Below are 14,671 nucleotides of genomic sequence, written 5' to 3'. Positions count from 1 at the left end.
CCCCAGGACCCGTGTCAGGGTGCCGCAGCGGGTCCCCCATTCGCCGGACCCGGCGCGCGATGCTCGATAGGCTGGCCGCGTGCAGATTCCACAGCGTCAGCTCGGTGAAGCCGGGCCCCTCATCAGTGTGGTCGGCCTCGGCTGCAACAACTTCGGCCGAAAGGGGACGGTCACCGAGACTCTCGATGGCACCCGCGCCGTGATCGACGCGGCCATCGAGGCGGGCATCACTTTCTTCGACACCGCCGAGATGTACGGCAACCCGCCCGGCGCCAGCGAGGAGCTCATGGGGGAGGCGCTGCGGTCGCACGACCGCGCGAGCGTCGTCCTCGCGTCCAAGTTCGGGCATCAGGCGGTGCACACCCACGGCGCCGAGATGTGGGGGCCGAAGGGTGGCCGCACCTACATCCGCAACGCGCTCGAGGCAACCCTGCGTCGGCTGCAGACCGACTACATCGACCTGTACCAGATGCACAACCCCGATCCGCACGTGCCGATCGCCGAGACCCTCGAGGCACTGTGCGAGCTGATCGAGGAGGGCAAGGTCCGCTACATCGGGCACACCACGTTCTCCGCCGAGCAGCTCGCCGAGGCCAACGAGATCGCCTCGTCGCACGGCCTACCGCCGTTCATCTCGGCCCAGAACGAGTACTCGCTGCTCGTCCGGGACGCCGAGAGTGGCGTGCTGCCCGAGGTGCACCGCGCGGGGATGGGCTTTTTGCCCTTCTTCCCGCTCGCCAACGGCCTGCTGACCGGGAAGTACACGGAGGCTGACCGACCCGAGGGCTCGCGACTGGTCCAGGTGATGCCCGAGATGCTGGAGTCGGTCGACTGGCGTCAGCTGAAGGACTACCAGGATCTCTGCGATGAGCACGGCGTCACGATGCTGGAGGCGACCTTCGCCTGGCTGCTCGCCCAGGACAGCCTGACGTCGGTGATCGCGGGCGCGACCTCCGCCGCGCAGGTACGCGCCAACGCAGCGGCCGGCAGGACCGACCTGCCGGACGACGTCATCGACGCCATCGGCGACATCTTCCCCACCACCGGCCACTGACCGCCCGTGCCGGCATGTGCGGGCCGGCCAACGCGTGAGGTCCGCGCGGCGCTGTCGACGATCGATGGGCGACCGCACCGACTCATTAGTCTGAGCAGATGTCGTTCAACCTCTCTGACGTGCTGCGGGTGCTTGCCGTGATCGGTCTGGTGCCCGCCACGATCGGGGACGGTGCGATCGGGTTTGCCGTCATGTTCCTGGTGGTCGGTGGGTGCATGCTGCCTCGAGCGCTCGGCGTGCCGCCGTGGCTCGATGCCCTGATGTGCTCGTCGTTCATCTTCGCCGCCTGGGCCGCTCTGCTCGACTGGTACGTGAGCTACGAGGGGCTGGACCTTGCGGTGCACGCCGCATCGACCGGGCTGATTGGGATCCTCGCCTCTCAGGTGGCGCAGCGCGCACGCTTGCTCGCGCCTTCGGGTCATCCGCGGGAACGGTTGGCTGTGGCGGTCGCGACCGTGTCCAGCGCTGGTCTGCTCGCGACGGTCTGGGAGATCGGAGAGTGGATCGGCTACACGTACTTCGACGATGCGATCCAGGTGGGGTACGACGACACGATCACCGATCTGATCGCCGGCATTCTGGGGGCCGGCGTGGCAGGTTTGCTTGCCGGTGCGGCGGTGCCGCGCCGGGTCGAGTCGACGATGCCCCGATGAGACCCACCATCTCCGTGGTCATCCCGGTGCGCGACGACGCTGAGGAGCTGCGCTGCTGTCTGGCGCTGCTGGCCGAGCAGTCACTCCCGCCGGACGAAATCGTCGTGGTCGACAACGGTTCCACCGACCGGTCCGCGCAGGTCGCGCGCGATGCGGGCGCCCGCGTCGTGGAGGAGCCGCGGCCGGGAATCCCCTACGCAGCGGCCGCAGGCTATGACGCGGCGACCCAGGAGGTCATCGCGAGGCTCGACGCCGACTCACGGCCCGGACCGGACTGGGTCCGGGTGGTCGCCGACGCGATGGCCGACCCCGGCATCGACGCGATTACCGGACCTGGTCGTTTCCATGACCTGCATCCCATGGTGCGGCATCCCGCCGCAGCGCTGTATCTGGGCCTGTACTTCGCGCTGGGCGGGCTGGCGATCGCCAACGTGCCGTTGTGGGGCTCCAGCATGGCGATCCGCGCGAGCGTGTGGCGCCGCGTGGGGGCGAAGGTGCACCGCCACCTCGACGTCCACGACGACATGGATCTCGGCTTCGTGCTCGGCCCGCGGGCTCGGATCCGATTCATCACCAGGCTGCGCGTGGACGTCTCCGGACGCTCGCTGCGAGGCCGAACCCAGCTGCGCCGGCGGATGCGCCGTGCGGTCGTCACGCTGCGGGCGAACTGGCGTATCACGCCGCCGTGGACCCGCTGGCGGCGGCGAATCTGTCGATGATCGCCACCGGCGTACGGCGGGAGGCGCGGGACGACCCCGGAGATCAGCGCAGCGCGGTGAAGATCATCAGCTGCGTGAGGAGAAAACCGGTGAGGAAGTTCAGCCACAGGAATCGGCGCCATCCGGCGTTGGAGCGCTCGCAGTCGGCATCGCTGATCCCCAGAAATGGTGCCACGTTCGCGATGTAGGGAAGCGTGAGCAGCGCGGCCAGCGAGCCGGGCCAGGGCACCCCCAACAGTACGACGCCGGCCGCGATATACGACGCCGCGGCCAACCAGGTGGTGTACCGGGCACCGAGCACGGTGCCGATGGACCCGATTCCGGCCTCCCGGTCGGCTCGGACGTCCTGGACCGCACCGAAGGCGTGGGAGGCGATGCCCCACAGGAAGAAGCCGGCCATCGCGGCGATCACCCCGTCGTCCCAGGTGAGGCTTGCGCCGCGGGCCTGCGCCAGGGTGAGCCCGAACAGGGCAGGACTCACGAAGTGCGTGCTCGAGGTGAGCGAGTCCAGGAACGGGCGCTCCTTGAACCGCAATCCCGGTGCCGAGTACGCGACGACGGCGAAAACGCTGATCGCCAGGACCGCACCCGACTGGGGCGAGCCGAGCAGAACCAGCGCGATCACGAAGGGGACATTGCTGGTAACCGCGGCGACGAGGGTGGCGCGGTGCAGCTTCTTGTCCAGCACCACGCCTTCCACGCCGCCCTTTCGCGCGTTGCGCACGTCGGATTCGTAGTCGAAGACGTCGTTGATCCCATACATGAGCAGGTTGTAGGGGATCAAGAACCACACACAGCCGATCCAGAAGGCGGCGTCCAGACCGCCCCCTGCCCAGACGTACGCCGCGCCGAACGGAAACGCAGTGTTCACCCACGACAATGGGCGGGAGGAGGCCAACACCTTGCCCAGCCGCGCAGGCTGCGGCGCACCGATCGTCTGGGTGCTCATCGCTTCCTGGCCGCCGGGGTTCCCTGCATGCCGCGGGACCGGGAGCGGGCTGGCTGTGCTTCAGACGGCGAGCCGAGCAGGCGGATCGCCGAAATCAGCGCGACCGCCGCGAGCGGCCACGTGAAGTCCTCGATGGGCGCGAGCCCGATGTAGATGCCCGTCAGCTGGTTCTCGTCGAACCGGAAGAGATCCGCGGCGATCATCAACGAGTCGAATACTGCCGTCAGCGCCATCATCACCACGGCAGTCAGCCCAGTAGCCAGCCACCACGACCGGTCTGGACGGCGCAGCACTGCGGCGACGGCTAGCGCCAGCAACGTCGCGGACAGGAACATGCCGGCTAACGCGAGGTAGGTCATCGTTCGCTCACCTTCCGCTGGGAGCGGTGCTCGACGATGCGGGTGGCCAGCCCGTGCAGCACCCCGGCGATGTAGCAGAGGAAGGTGATGAAGAACAGCTCCTCCAGCGGAAGCTCGGGAAGGACCTCGATCCCTGACATGCCGTCGGACTCGCCCTTGGCGTAGATCTGCAGCGCTATGGCGACGAGGTCCCACGTCAGGAACAGCACGAACCCGATGGCCACGCTCAGCAGAGCGACTCGCGGACGATCGAACAGGAACAACCGCCAGCGCCGATCGACCAGCCCCATGCAGACCGTCGACACGATCAGCGCACCGAGATAGAGCAGGCTCATCGGAGCCCCCGCCCGTCAGGGACGCCGTCGTCGACGACGGGGCCGGTGATCGCGCCGCCCGTACGGTTACCGCGGAGCCGTTTGAGCACCAGTTCTGCGCTGATCAGGCACATCGGTAGACCGATGCCCGGAATGGTCGTAGATCCCGAGTAGAGCAGGCCATCGACCTTCTTCGATGCGTTCCCGGTGCGGAAGAAGGCACTCTGACGCAACGAGTGGCCCGGGCCCAGCGCACCGCCGGACCAGGCGTTCAGGTCAGCGGCGAAGTCGCCCGGCCCGACCGTGCGACGGACGACGATCCGGTCGGCGAGGTCGGGAATGCCCGCCCAGTGGGCAATCTGTCCGATGGCCGCGTCTGCGATGCTCTCGATCACCGCATCTCCGGTCCGTGCCGGCCCGCCGCGACCGAGACCGATATCCGCGGGTACCGGAACCAGCACGAAGAGGTTCTCGCTGCCGTCCGGGGCGACTGTCGGGTCCGTGGCCGAGGGGCGGCACACATAGGATGACGCCGGCTCGGGCACCTTCCGGGTCTTGCCGAGTACGTCATCGAAGTTCGCCTGCCAGTCCCGGGTGAAGAACATCGAGTGGTGCGCGAGCTGCGGGAGCTCACCGCGAACGCCGAGGTAGATGAGGACCGCTCCAGGACCGGGATCGCGTCGGCGCCAGTACGACTCGGGGTAGGTCTGCAGCTCGCGCGGCAGGAGCTGCGTCTCGAGGTGGTGCAGGTCGATCGCGCCGACCACCACGTCGGCGTCGCTGTGGCCGGTGTTCCCTTCCATGTCTCGGTACCTCACCCCACGGACCCGCGCGGTCGTGCGGGCGAGCCGTCGCTGCGGCGCCCGGGGGGCCGTCTCGATGCCGGTCACTGTGACACCGGTGCGCACGGTGACCCCGTGGCGTCGCGCGAGGTCTGCGACCGCGTCGATGAGCGTCGTGAATCCGCCGTACGGGTAGAGCACGGCGTCGTCGAGGTCCATCCGGCTCATCAGGTGGTACAACGCCGGGATCCGCTGCGGCGAACCACCGAGGAACACCGCCGGGTACCCGAGTATCTGACGGAGCCGCCGGTCGGAGAACCGGCCCGCGACGTGCCGGTCGAGGCTGCGCACCAGCAACGGAAGCAGCCGGTGCGCACGGCGCAGCAGGTCGCCGCGCAGCAGATCGGTGCCTTGCTGGTAGCTGGTGTAGAGGAAGTGCTGCACCGCGATCCGATAAGCCTCGTCGGCGGAATCGAGATAGGCCTCCAGCGCGGCGCCAGCGCCGGGCTCGACCCGTTCGAAGGTCGTGATGTTGGCCTCGCGTCCAGCACGGATGTCTACGGGGTCGCTCTCGCCTTCGAAGAACACGCGGTAGCCGGGATCGAGCCGTCGCAGGTCGAGCGTCTGCGCGGCCGAGGTGCCGAGGAGATTGAAGAAGTGCTCGAATACCTCGGGCATCAGGTACCAAGACGGCCCGGTGTCGAACCGGAACCCGTCCGCGGACCAGGAGCCCGCGCGGCCTCCGAGCTCGCTGCGTTGCTCCAGCAGCTCCACCGTCCAGCCGTCGGCCGCCAGCAGCGCGGCGGTGGCCAGTCCTGCGATCCCGCCGCCGATGACGCAGACCCGGCCGCGGGCGCCGTCCGGCCCAGGCGGTGAGGACGTCGCGCGGCGCATCAGGCCGCTCCGCGGGCCAGGGCGATGGCGATCAGCTGCGCTTTGCGCGGCGCGGGGACACGTACCCGCCGGGACCGGATCACGGCTGGGTCGGTTCGTCGCAGCCGACACGCCAGCTCGGCGAACATCAGGTGCGCGGCGCAGACCGCCCGCCGACTTCCGGCGGGCAGGCTCGGGATCATGACCGCCGCCGCCTCCAGGTCAGCCTCGATGTCGTCCAGCAACCGATCCCGGGTGGCGCGGTCGAATCGCTCGATGTCGAGCCCCGGGAAATCCCTCCGGCCGAGGTGGTCGACGTCGCTGCCCAGATCGCGCAGGAAGTTCACCTTCTGAAAGGCCGCGCCGAGCCGAGAGGCGCCATCCTGCAGCCGCTCATATTGGCGATCGCGATCGGGCGTGTCGACAAGGAACGCGCGCAGGCACATGAGGCCGACGACTTCCGCCGAGCCGTGGATGTACCGCGCCAGGCTGTCGGCGTCGTGCTCGGTGCGCTCCAGGTCCATGCGCATGGAGGCGAAGAACGGGCCGTACAGCGCCGCATCGATGCCGCAGGTGCGGGCGGTACGAGCGAACGCGTGCACGACGAGGTTCGCGCTGTGGCCCGTGTCGACGGCGTGCGCTACCTCGCGATGCAGGTCGGCCAGCAGTTGGCTCCGGCCAGCGACCCCGCCTCCCGGCCGCGGCGCGTCGACGACCTCGTCGGCGACCCGCACCAGCGCGTAGATGTTGCGCACGTGGGTCCGCACCGTGCCGGTAAGCAGCCTCGAGGCGAGGCCGAACGACGTCGAGTACCGGCGGAGGACGACGTCGGCAGCGGCCTCCGCAACCTCGTCGTACAGCTTGTGGGGTGCGGGCTGCGCGCGGTCTCGCGATAGCCTAATCACGTCGTGCCCCAGGTCTTCATGCCACACCGACATCGTCCGCGGGCTGGGCGAGAGTCCGTCCTCCGATGCTGAGTCGGTCCACGATGCAGGCGTCCAGGCCGAGCGGCTCTGCGAGCGTTCTCGCGCGCCGCACGTACTCATCGATCAGGCCCTCGATGAAGTCAACCGATCCGGCCTCCAGCAAGGCGCGGCGCACCCGCTCGCCCTCGGTCGGGCCGATGGTCGAGTCGCCGAGGTGGGGCTCGATGCGCCACCAGTGCCTGGTGCGTGATGCGTGCACGATCAGCGGCGTGCGCTTGCCTTCGCGCAGGTCGCCGAGCGGGTCCTTTCCGATGGTCGCCTCGTCACCGAAGGTGCCCAGCAGGTCGTCCCGCAGCTGGAAGGCGTTGCCCAGCATGCGACCGACCTCACCGACCTGCGCGATCGCACCGGGCTCGGCCTCGCCCAGGATCGCGCCGGCCTGCATCGGCAGGACGAAGGAGTACGCGGCGGTCTTCAGCTCCGTCACGGCGAGTGCCTCGGCCAGACCGGGCAGCTGGTCATCCAACGCCATCCGCACGTCACCGAGCTCTCCCGCCGCGGAGTCGTGCATCGTGGCGTCCAACAGCTCCAGCAGCGCGTCCGTCACCGATCCTGTGGCGCCGCAGGTGGCCAGCCCCCGCACGGCCGCGACCAGGGCGAGGTCGCCGGTGAGGATGCCGCCGGCGCGCGAGTAGTTCGAGCCGAGGGCCGGGTCGGAGGCACCGAAAAGGCCAGGCACGCTGGTGCGGCCGCGGCGCATGTCGTCGTTATCGATGACGTCGTCGTGAATCACGAAGGCGGTGTGCACGAGCTCGAGCGCGGCAGCGACGCGGTCGACGGTATCCGCGCGCGGTGCCAGGCCGGGACGACGCAGGCGGTCGTGCACCGTGGTGAACAGCCACGGCCGGAAGCGCTTTCCGCCCTCGGTGCCCAATCGCAGTGCGAGCGTGAGCATTGCGCGGTCCGCGGACAGCCCGCCGAGCCCGGCTGCGGGTGTGATCAGATCGTCGATCTGCTCCTGCAAGCTCATTGGTGCGCCTTCACGACCGCCGCGGACGTGCTCATCACGGCCCTCTCCCTCGCTGGTCGTTCCCACCATCCGGCGTCGGGTCATTGCCGCCGACCTGACCTCACGCTATGGTGAACGCACAATGTTGTCAAAGGTTTGCATAAGGTTCGTGCGGGTCGCCATACGCGCACGGTCGTGGCTAGCAGCCCGCTGGCCACGACCGCTGCCAGGCTGACGGGCATGTTCACTATCAAACGCGCTGCAGCGCTGATCGGCGTCACCGAGGGGACGCTTCGTGCCTGGGAGCGCCGATACGGGGTCGTTCAACCGAAGCGCACCCCGTCCGGCTACCGGATGTACGACGCGGATGCCGTGCGCGTTCTCATGGCAATGAAGAACCTGATCGACAGCGGCTGGGCGGTTCGAGCTGCTGCCGAACAGGCCGCGGGGCTGGACAGCGCGCGTGGTGCATCCGGGGGAGGCAGCGCGCCGCTGCCGGCCCTGGAGGACCACGACGCGTTGCTCGGGCCGGCGCGATCATTGGATGCTGCTGAGCTGTCGGCACTGCTGGATCAGCACTTCGCCCGCGCGGCGTTCGAGACCGTGGTTGACCACTGGCTGCTGCCGTCGCTGAAGCGGATGGGCGAGGCGTGGGCAACGGGGGAGCTCAGCGTCGCTGGTGAGCACTTCGTCTCGGCCGCGGTCAATCGACGGTTGGCCGCGGCGTATGACGCCGCTGGCGACAACGCGCTGGGCCCGCGCGTGGCGCTCGGCCTGCCGCCAGAGGACCGTCACGACCTGGGCTTGTTGAGCTTCGCGGTAGCGGCCCGCCGCGTCGGACTGGCGACGCGCTACCTCGGCGCCGACGTCCCGGTGCGGGCCTGGAAGTACGCGGTAGAGCCCGGTGAGATCTCCTGTGCGCTGCTGGCCATGCCGACACTGCGCACGGCGGCGGCCGTCCCCGCGGTCGTGGACGCGATCGAGACGGTTCGGCCGGGACTGCTCATTGCGGTCGGTGGCGCTCATCAGGGCCTGGCACCGGACCGCTGTATTCGGCTCGGGCACCAGATCGGGCCGGGGGCTATTGCCCTCGCTGAGCTACTTTCCCCGTCACCGGCGAACCAGACCTGACTCCGACCGCGGCGTACGATCCGTTCGCCGGGTGTCGTCCGTCCCTTGACCGGGCGCGGCGGCGGGATGGTCGGGCTATCGTTCGACTAGCCCGGACCAACCCCACCGCAGATCGCGAGGTCGCAACATGAGCGCTGGACATTCACACTCCGAGCTCGGCCCGGCCAGGGTCGAGGAGGTCTCGGATGGCGTCTTCGCCTACATCCAGCCCGATGGATCCTGGTGGATCAACAACATGGGCTTCCTGACCGGAAAGCACCACACCGTCGCGATCGACGCGTCGTCCACCGTGGCCCGCACGCAAGCATTCCAGCAGGCGATCGGGAAGAAGACCTCGATCCCGGTCACCACCCTGGTGAACACCCATCACCATGGCGACCACACCAACGGCAACTTCCTGTTCGAGGGGGCGACGATCGTTGCTCACGAGGACGCCCGCCGGCTGATCGTCGAGGACGGCGAGGAGGGCATCAAGCGGCTGCAGACCGCCGGGATCTTCGTGAACCCCGATGGTGGACCCGACTGGGGCGACATCAAGCCCGCGCCGCCGTTCCTGACCTTCACCGACGGCGTCGACGTCCACGTTGACGATCTTCGGTGCGAGGTGCGGCATCCCGGGACCCCGGCGCACACGACCAACGACTCGGTGATCTGGCTGCCGGAGCGAAAGGTGCTGTTCGCCGGCGACCTGCTGTTCAACGGCGGCACCCCCTTCCTGCTGATGGGGTCGGTCGCCGGCGCGATCGAGGCGGTCGAGTCGTTGCGGCAGTACGACGCGGAGGTCGTCGTACCGGGTCACGGAGACGTCTGCACCATGGCGATCGTGGACGACGTCCTCGAGTATCTGGCGTTCGTGCTGGACCTCGCGGCTCGCGGCCATGCCGAGGGCATCGCACCGCTCGATCTGGCGCGCCAGACCGACCTCGGCAAGTTCGCCGAGCTGTCGGACTCCGAACGCATCGTCGGCAACCTCCACCGGGCGTACGCCGAGCTGGGCGGCGCAAATCGCGGAGCGCCGATCGACGCGCTGGCGGCGATCGGCGACATGGTCACCTACAACGGCGGCAAGCCCCTGACCTGCCTCGCGTAGTCACGATCCGCGGTCGGCTGGCCAGGGAGGTGACCCCGTTGCCGCCTGACCAGCCCACCGCGGAAGCGCACCCGCGCCGGCGGAGCGTCACCCATGGCGGACGGCGGCCCGCCGTTCCGTGACCTTCGGCATCCACCAGTTCCACCGCCCGAGCAGCGTCATGGCGGCCGGCACGACGAGCATCCGAACGATCGTCACGTCGAGCACCAACGCTGCCACCAGCCCGACACCGATGAGCTTCACCATCACCGACGCGTCGGCCGCGAAGCCCGCCGCCACGGCGATCATGATCGCCGCGCCGACGGTGATCACACGCGTGCTGCTGCCCAGCCCCTCCAGGACCGCACGCCGGTTGTCCCCATGCGCGTCGTATCGTTCGCGGATCGACGACACCAGGAACACCTCGTAGTCCATCGACAGCCCGAAGGTGATCGCGAACAGCACCACCGGTGCCCACGCCGCGATCGGCGCCGGTTCGCTCAGACCGATGAACCGCGCCCCGACCTCGGTCTGGAAGAGCAGCGTGACGACACCGAACGCGGCCAGCACGGACAGCAGATTGGCTGCTACCGCCTTCAGAGGGATCAGCAGCGACCGCACCATCAGCAGCATCACCAACGCGGTGGGCAGCATGATGCCGAGCACCACTCGCCACAGGTTGGAGCCCAGCTGCGCCGTCAGATCGAGCATCGCTGCCGTCGCACCGGTCAACGCAGCTCCCTCCGGCAAGGATCGCTGCAGGTCCATCACGAGCTCCTGAGTACGTTCGTCCCCCGGCCCCCATTGCGGGATCGCCGTGAGGACGGCGATCGCACCGTCCTCAGACACAATCGGATTGCTGACTGACGAGATACCCGGTGTCGCGTGAACCGCCGCACCCACGTCCTCGATCAGGTCTGGCTCGGCCACGACGATCAATGGCCCGTTGGACCCGGCACCGTAGCCGGTCTCGACGATGTCGTAGGCGACACGGGTCGGATTTCCCGGGGCCTCCGAACCGGCGTCGTTCTGGGCGAGACGGACGTCGACCGCCGGGAGCGCGAGCAGCACGAGCGCTCCGATCCCGACCGCGAGCGCGGCGACCGGGCGGCGTACGACCGCTTCGCGGAAGCGATCGCCGCGCCCCGCGGAGGTCGTACGGCCGGAGGGGCGAGCTCGTTCGCCCGTCGCGGCCAGCATCGCCGGAAGCAGGGTGATGGCGGCCGCCGAGCAGGTCATCACGGCCAGCGCGCTCGCGACTCCCATCCAGGCGAAACCGGGCACCCCGCTCCACAGCAGACCACTGAGGCCGATGATCACGATCACCGCTGCCGCCACGACGGCATGCCCGGCAGCGCCGACCGCCTCTCCGGCCGCCTCTCGACGGCCCAAGCCATCGGCAAGGGTCCGTCGGTAGCGAGTGATGATCAGCAGCGAGTAGTCGATCGATACGCCGATGCCGATCATCGCTGCGAGCGTCGGGGTCACGAGGCTGACGTCCACGACACGGGCCAGCAGGAAGATCAGAGCGGTGCCACACCCCACGCCGACGAGCGCGACCACGAACGGCAGGAACGCCAGCAGCAGTGAGCGCAGCACCAGCAGCAGAATCACGAAGGCGACGGCAGCGCCGATGGCCTCGGCCACGCCGTTCGGCCCCTGGATGCTCTCGGGCACCTGCCCGCCGATCCCCACCGTCGCGCCATCCGCGCGCAACGGTTGCGACGCCTCATCCAACGCGGCAGTCAGCGCTGCGGCGTCGAGATCTGCCAGTGGCGCGTCGTATCGCACCTCGATCAACGCGATCGGCCCCTCGGCGCTGGTCCGGAGCTCCGCCGAGAGCACGTCGTCCGATGACGCGATCTGCGCCGTGACGGTCTCCAGCTGCGCAGGCGTGGATTCATCGGCTCCGTCGATCGCGACGTGTGCGGTTGCATATCCGGCGCTGGGCAGGTGAGCGGAAAGCCGCTCGGCCGCGACACTGCTCGGCGCGTCTGGTGATGACATGTCGTCACGCAAGGCTCCGCCGGCGACCATGACGAGGCCGACGAGTACGACGACGAACCCGGCCCACGCAGCAGCGATCCGTCGAGGGTGATCGGCGCACCACACGCCGAGCCGGTGCAGGGCACTGGCGAGGGGGCGGGGGCGGGGACCGGAGCTGGCTGTTACCGCGGTGTCGGTGCTCATGGGCTCAGTTCAGTGCAGGTGACCGCCCGTTAACCAACAACTCCTGCGACGCGACGACAACCGGCGGTTGTGGGACCCTGGGGTCGTGGACCTCGACACGGCGCTGCTTCGCGCGATAGTCCAGATCGAGACGCACGGCAGCTTCGGCCGGGCGGCCGAGCACCTGCACATCACGCAGCAGGCGCTCTCGAAGCGGATCGCGCGGGCCGAGCAGATCTTCGGCACGCGACTCGTGGACCGTTCCGACCGGCGCCGCATCGTCCTGACGAACGCCGGACGCGAGCTTCTGCCAGCCGCGATCAGGATTCTGCACGAGATCGACGATCTCGCCGTCCATCGCGGGGGCCGACTACGGGTCGATCCGATGATGGCCGAGGTCACCCCGATGAGCTGGCTTCGCGCTGCGGCGGAGGCCGGGGTGGCCGTGCTGCCGGTGTACCGGCCGCCGGATCAATCCGCGGCGCAGTTCGTTGCATCCGGCCGGGCCGACGTGGCATTCGGCAGCATCACCGCCGCCGACGACCCGTGGCCACGGCATCTGCACCGACGGATTGCCATGCTGGAGCCGATGAACCTCATCGTGGGGGCGGACCACTCCTGGGCGGGCCGGGACGCCGTCCGCCTGGCCGAGCTCAAGGACTCGGACGCCTGGTTCCCGATGGCCGGTGCGCCAAGAGAATGGCAGGATCTCATCCTTGCGCTCGGACGCGAGTTCGACCTCCAGATCGACCAGGAGGGCGCCACGATGGGATACGAGTACTGGTTGGCGAAGGTTGCCGAGGGCAATGCGCCGCCGTCCTTCATCGGCGCCGAGATGGCCCTTCCGGATGGCATGTGCTCGATCGAGCTCGTCGACCCGACGCCGGTCTTCGCCTGGTGGGCGGTATGGCCCCGACGTACGACGCCGACCGCGTTGCTTGCGCACACCCCGCTAGGCGCGGCCGGCCGGCTGCCCAGCGGCCTGCTCGAACCTGCGCGGACCTGGCTCGCGCCGTCCGACCGTGCGGCAGTCGCCACGGGCGCCCGATGAGCCCGCCGCCCACCCACTGCGCCCACCCCGTTCTGCGGGGCAGTGACGCCTCGCGGATCCGGAACAGCACGTCGATATAGCGCCCACCCCGTTCTACGGGGCAGTGGAGCACGATAATGGGCGCTTAGCGTGCTCCACAGCCCCGCAGATGGGTCAGCGGATGGAGCCGCGGGGGTAGGGGTTCAGCTCGCCGAGCGGGTCGGCGAGTGATTCGAGGGCCTCGGCCGGCCCTCGGTCAGACAAGAACCCTGCGATATCTGAGATCCGGCCGCGCAGGTGAACGAAACTACGCAGATCTGGCATCTCGCGGGCACTATGCGCTCCGACCCCCGGATCTGCGTAGTTTCGGGCGGCGACGTCGAGCGTCTGGTCGTACGGCGCGTCGGTCGCCTCCAGGCGAACCCGCTGATCCGCTGGAAGCCGCACCAGGAGATACCCGAGCAGCACGTCGCAGAAGTCGAACGGCCAGTCACGGCAGGTGTACGCCGGCACGCCGAGGTCGACCGCGTGCACGAGGCATTCCATCCACCGTCCCGCGACGACGTCTGCCACCGTTCCGCTCCGGTACTCGACCGGCGCCGCCATCGACGACGCGTCGAGCCGCACGACCGCTGCTTCCCAGCTGGCATGGGCATCGCGGAGCTGCGCGACCAAGTCCGAAGGGGCGAGGACGGCGCGCTCCTCGATGTCAGCGGCCCGAGCCTCCTGACCTCCGGTATAGACCTCGACCAGCTCGCCGCGCAGCGCGTAGTCGACCTGCCGGGTCTGGGCGAGGGTGTTGCCGATCAGGTGCGCCACGACGTGCGAGCGTGTCCACCCCGGCAGCAGGGACGGCTCGCCGAACTACCCCTTGCTCATCTCATCGATGAGCGTCATGGCGACGGACTGACCGGTCAGGCTGCCGGCGATGAGGTCCATCAGTCCTCCCAGGAGTTGCGTTCGCGGGCGGTCGGCTCGACGGAGGTGTCCCACTGCTCGAACGGCTCGAGCAGCTTGTAACGCTGGTCGGGCTGCTTGGCGAGGACGACGAACGTACCGTTGTCCGGGTTGGAGATCGACTCGAAGTACTCGACGCTCCAGCGAAACCAACGCATGCAGAACAGCCGCATCGTGAGGCCGTGGGTCACGATGACCACATTGCGGTCCATGTCGGGGTCCTCGAAGCTGCGGTGCAATGACTCCAAGAAGGTCGAGACGCGGTCGTAGACGTCCGAGCCGGACTCGCCATGGGTGAAGCGGTACCAGAAATGACCGTACTCGTTGCGCAGTCGTTTCTCCTCGGCGATCTTGACCGGGTCCTGGAAGTTTGCCCAGTCCTGCTCGCGGAGGCGCGGTTCGATGCGCCAGTCCTCGCGGCTGATGCCGAGGTCGAGCAGCTCGGCCGATTCCTGGGTGCGCACGTACGGCGACACCCACATGCGCAGCGTTTCCCCGCCGATCAGCTCGCGAAGCCGGCGGCCGGCGGTGATCACCTGCTGTCGGCCGCGCTCGGTCATGTGCAGCGCGTGATCGGGGACCGTCTCGTAGATGTGGTCGTTGATGTTGCCTTCGCTCTCGCCGTGTCGGACCAGAATGATCCGTTGCGGTCGATACGGAGCGGCCATGAGCACCAC

Annotated in this window: 15 protein-coding genes; 6 read left to right on the top strand and 9 right to left on the bottom strand. The window is 68.8% G+C overall.

Annotated elements, in window-relative coordinates:
- The first annotated feature begins 79 nt into the window (after positions 1 to 79).
- The 3 genes from DAA40_RS07910 to DAA40_RS07900 all read left to right on the top strand — a co-directional run bounded on the left by DAA40_RS07910 (position 80) and on the right by DAA40_RS07900 (position 2,426).
- Complete coding sequence (locus DAA40_RS07910) at positions 80 to 1,054, top strand: aldo/keto reductase (protein WP_106849061.1); 975 nt, start codon at positions 80 to 82, stop codon at positions 1,052 to 1,054.
- Positions 1,055 to 1,152: 98 nt separating this feature from the next.
- Entirely contained in the window at positions 1,153 to 1,707 is a 555-nt protein-coding gene (locus tag DAA40_RS07905) for a hypothetical protein (protein WP_106849060.1), read from the top strand.
- Positions 1,704 to 2,426, top strand: a complete 723-nt coding sequence (locus tag DAA40_RS07900) for a glycosyltransferase family A protein (RefSeq protein WP_106849059.1) — start codon at positions 1,704 to 1,706, stop codon at positions 2,424 to 2,426. Before DAA40_RS07905 ends, DAA40_RS07900 begins: the two co-directional genes overlap by 4 nt.
- 43 nt (positions 2,427 to 2,469) lie before the next feature.
- Here DAA40_RS07900 and DAA40_RS07895 read toward each other — a convergent pair whose 3' ends face one another.
- Genes DAA40_RS07895 through DAA40_RS07870 form a run of 6 tightly spaced genes read right to left on the bottom strand, consistent with a single transcriptional unit; the run spans position 2,470 to position 7,659 of the window.
- Positions 2,470 to 3,375: a prenyltransferase gene (locus tag DAA40_RS07895; RefSeq protein WP_106849058.1), complete on the bottom strand. Its 906-nt coding sequence runs from the start codon at positions 3,373 to 3,375 to the stop codon at positions 2,470 to 2,472.
- A complete protein-coding gene (locus DAA40_RS07890; RefSeq protein ID WP_106849057.1) occupies positions 3,372 to 3,734 on the bottom strand; it encodes a lycopene cyclase domain-containing protein in 363 nt (120 codons plus the stop codon). The genes DAA40_RS07895 and DAA40_RS07890 overlap by 4 nt, the downstream gene beginning before the upstream one ends.
- Positions 3,731 to 4,069: a lycopene cyclase domain-containing protein gene (locus DAA40_RS07885; protein ID WP_106849056.1), complete on the bottom strand. Its 339-nt coding sequence runs from the start codon at positions 4,067 to 4,069 to the stop codon at positions 3,731 to 3,733. Before DAA40_RS07885 ends, DAA40_RS07890 begins: the two co-directional genes overlap by 4 nt.
- The gene (gene crtI / locus DAA40_RS07880) at positions 4,066 to 5,724 is read right to left on the bottom strand and encodes a phytoene desaturase family protein (RefSeq protein ID WP_106849055.1); all 1,659 of its coding nucleotides are present in this window, start codon (positions 5,722 to 5,724) and stop codon (positions 4,066 to 4,068) included. The genes DAA40_RS07885 and crtI overlap by 4 nt, the downstream gene beginning before the upstream one ends.
- The gene (locus DAA40_RS07875; protein WP_199849577.1) at positions 5,724 to 6,608 is read right to left on the bottom strand and encodes a squalene/phytoene synthase family protein; all 885 of its coding nucleotides are present in this window, start codon (positions 6,606 to 6,608) and stop codon (positions 5,724 to 5,726) included. Before DAA40_RS07875 ends, crtI begins: the two co-directional genes overlap by 1 nt.
- Before the next feature lie 16 nt (positions 6,609 to 6,624).
- Complete coding sequence (locus DAA40_RS07870) at positions 6,625 to 7,659, bottom strand: polyprenyl synthetase family protein (protein ID WP_158716314.1); 1,035 nt, start codon at positions 7,657 to 7,659, stop codon at positions 6,625 to 6,627.
- A gap of 219 nt (positions 7,660 to 7,878) precedes the next feature.
- Here DAA40_RS07870 and DAA40_RS07865 point away from each other — a divergent pair, with 219 nt between their 5' ends.
- Both DAA40_RS07865 and DAA40_RS07860 read left to right on the top strand, forming a co-directional pair.
- The gene (locus tag DAA40_RS07865) at positions 7,879 to 8,769 is read left to right on the top strand and encodes a MerR family transcriptional regulator (RefSeq protein ID WP_106849052.1); all 891 of its coding nucleotides are present in this window, start codon (positions 7,879 to 7,881) and stop codon (positions 8,767 to 8,769) included.
- Positions 8,770 to 8,896: 127 nt separating this feature from the next.
- Positions 8,897 to 9,859 carry an MBL fold metallo-hydrolase gene (locus DAA40_RS07860; protein ID WP_106849051.1) on the top strand — a complete coding sequence of 321 codons (963 nt, stop codon included), beginning with the start codon at positions 8,897 to 8,899 and terminating at the stop codon, positions 9,857 to 9,859.
- An 87-nt stretch (positions 9,860 to 9,946) separates the two neighbouring features.
- Here the strand turns inward: DAA40_RS07860 and DAA40_RS07855 are convergent, their stop codons facing one another.
- Positions 9,947 to 12,028: an MMPL family transporter gene (locus DAA40_RS07855; RefSeq protein ID WP_106849050.1), complete on the bottom strand. Its 2,082-nt coding sequence runs from the start codon at positions 12,026 to 12,028 to the stop codon at positions 9,947 to 9,949.
- 85 nt (positions 12,029 to 12,113) lie between these two features.
- On the opposite strand from DAA40_RS07855, the gene DAA40_RS07850 reads away from it, so the two are divergent.
- A complete protein-coding gene (locus DAA40_RS07850) occupies positions 12,114 to 13,058 on the top strand; it encodes a LysR family transcriptional regulator (RefSeq protein ID WP_158716313.1) in 945 nt (314 codons plus the stop codon).
- Between the two features lie 153 nt (positions 13,059 to 13,211).
- Here the strand turns inward: DAA40_RS07850 and DAA40_RS07845 are convergent, their stop codons facing one another.
- Complete coding sequence (locus DAA40_RS07845) at positions 13,212 to 13,886, bottom strand: maleylpyruvate isomerase family mycothiol-dependent enzyme (RefSeq protein WP_106849048.1); 675 nt, start codon at positions 13,884 to 13,886, stop codon at positions 13,212 to 13,214.
- An 89-nt stretch (positions 13,887 to 13,975) separates the two neighbouring features.
- Complete coding sequence (locus tag DAA40_RS07840; RefSeq protein ID WP_106849326.1) at positions 13,976 to 14,662, bottom strand: histidine phosphatase family protein; 687 nt, start codon at positions 14,660 to 14,662, stop codon at positions 13,976 to 13,978.
- Positions 14,663 to 14,671: the final 9 nt, after the last annotated feature.

The sequence above is a fragment of the Blastococcus sp. Marseille-P5729 genome, assembly GCF_900292035.1.
Lineage (GTDB): Bacteria > Actinomycetota > Actinomycetes > Mycobacteriales > Antricoccaceae > Cumulibacter.
This window is presented reverse-complemented; position numbering and strand designations above follow the sequence as displayed.

What these genes read in the sequence shown, in the direction of transcription:
- DAA40_RS07905 (WP_106849060.1), top strand. Translation starts at nt 1,153, where the DNA reads ATGTCGTTCAACCTCTCTGACGTGCTGCGGGTGCTTGCCGTGATCGGT.
- DAA40_RS07900 (WP_106849059.1), top strand. Translation starts at nt 1,704, where the DNA reads ATGAGACCCACCATCTCCGTGGTCATCCCGGTGCGCGACGACGCTGAG.
- DAA40_RS07895 (WP_106849058.1), bottom strand. Translation starts at nt 3,375, where the DNA reads ATGAGCACCCAGACGATCGGTGCGCCGCAGCCTGCGCGGCTGGGCAAG.
- DAA40_RS07890 (WP_106849057.1), bottom strand. Translation starts at nt 3,734, where the DNA reads ATGACCTACCTCGCGTTAGCCGGCATGTTCCTGTCCGCGACGTTGCTG.
- DAA40_RS07885 (WP_106849056.1), bottom strand. Translation starts at nt 4,069, where the DNA reads ATGAGCCTGCTCTATCTCGGTGCGCTGATCGTGTCGACGGTCTGCATG.
- crtI (WP_106849055.1), bottom strand. Translation starts at nt 5,724, where the DNA reads ATGCGCCGCGCGACGTCCTCACCGCCTGGGCCGGACGGCGCCCGCGGC.
- DAA40_RS07870 (WP_158716314.1), bottom strand. Translation starts at nt 7,659, where the DNA reads ATGAGCTTGCAGGAGCAGATCGACGATCTGATCACACCCGCAGCCGGG.
- DAA40_RS07865 (WP_106849052.1), top strand. Translation starts at nt 7,879, where the DNA reads ATGTTCACTATCAAACGCGCTGCAGCGCTGATCGGCGTCACCGAGGGG.
- DAA40_RS07860 (WP_106849051.1), top strand. Translation starts at nt 8,897, where the DNA reads ATGAGCGCTGGACATTCACACTCCGAGCTCGGCCCGGCCAGGGTCGAG.
- DAA40_RS07855 (WP_106849050.1), bottom strand. Translation starts at nt 12,028, where the DNA reads ATGAGCACCGACACCGCGGTAACAGCCAGCTCCGGTCCCCGCCCCCGC.
- DAA40_RS07840 (WP_106849326.1), bottom strand. Translation starts at nt 14,662, where the DNA reads ATGGCCGCTCCGTATCGACCGCAACGGATCATTCTGGTCCGACACGGC.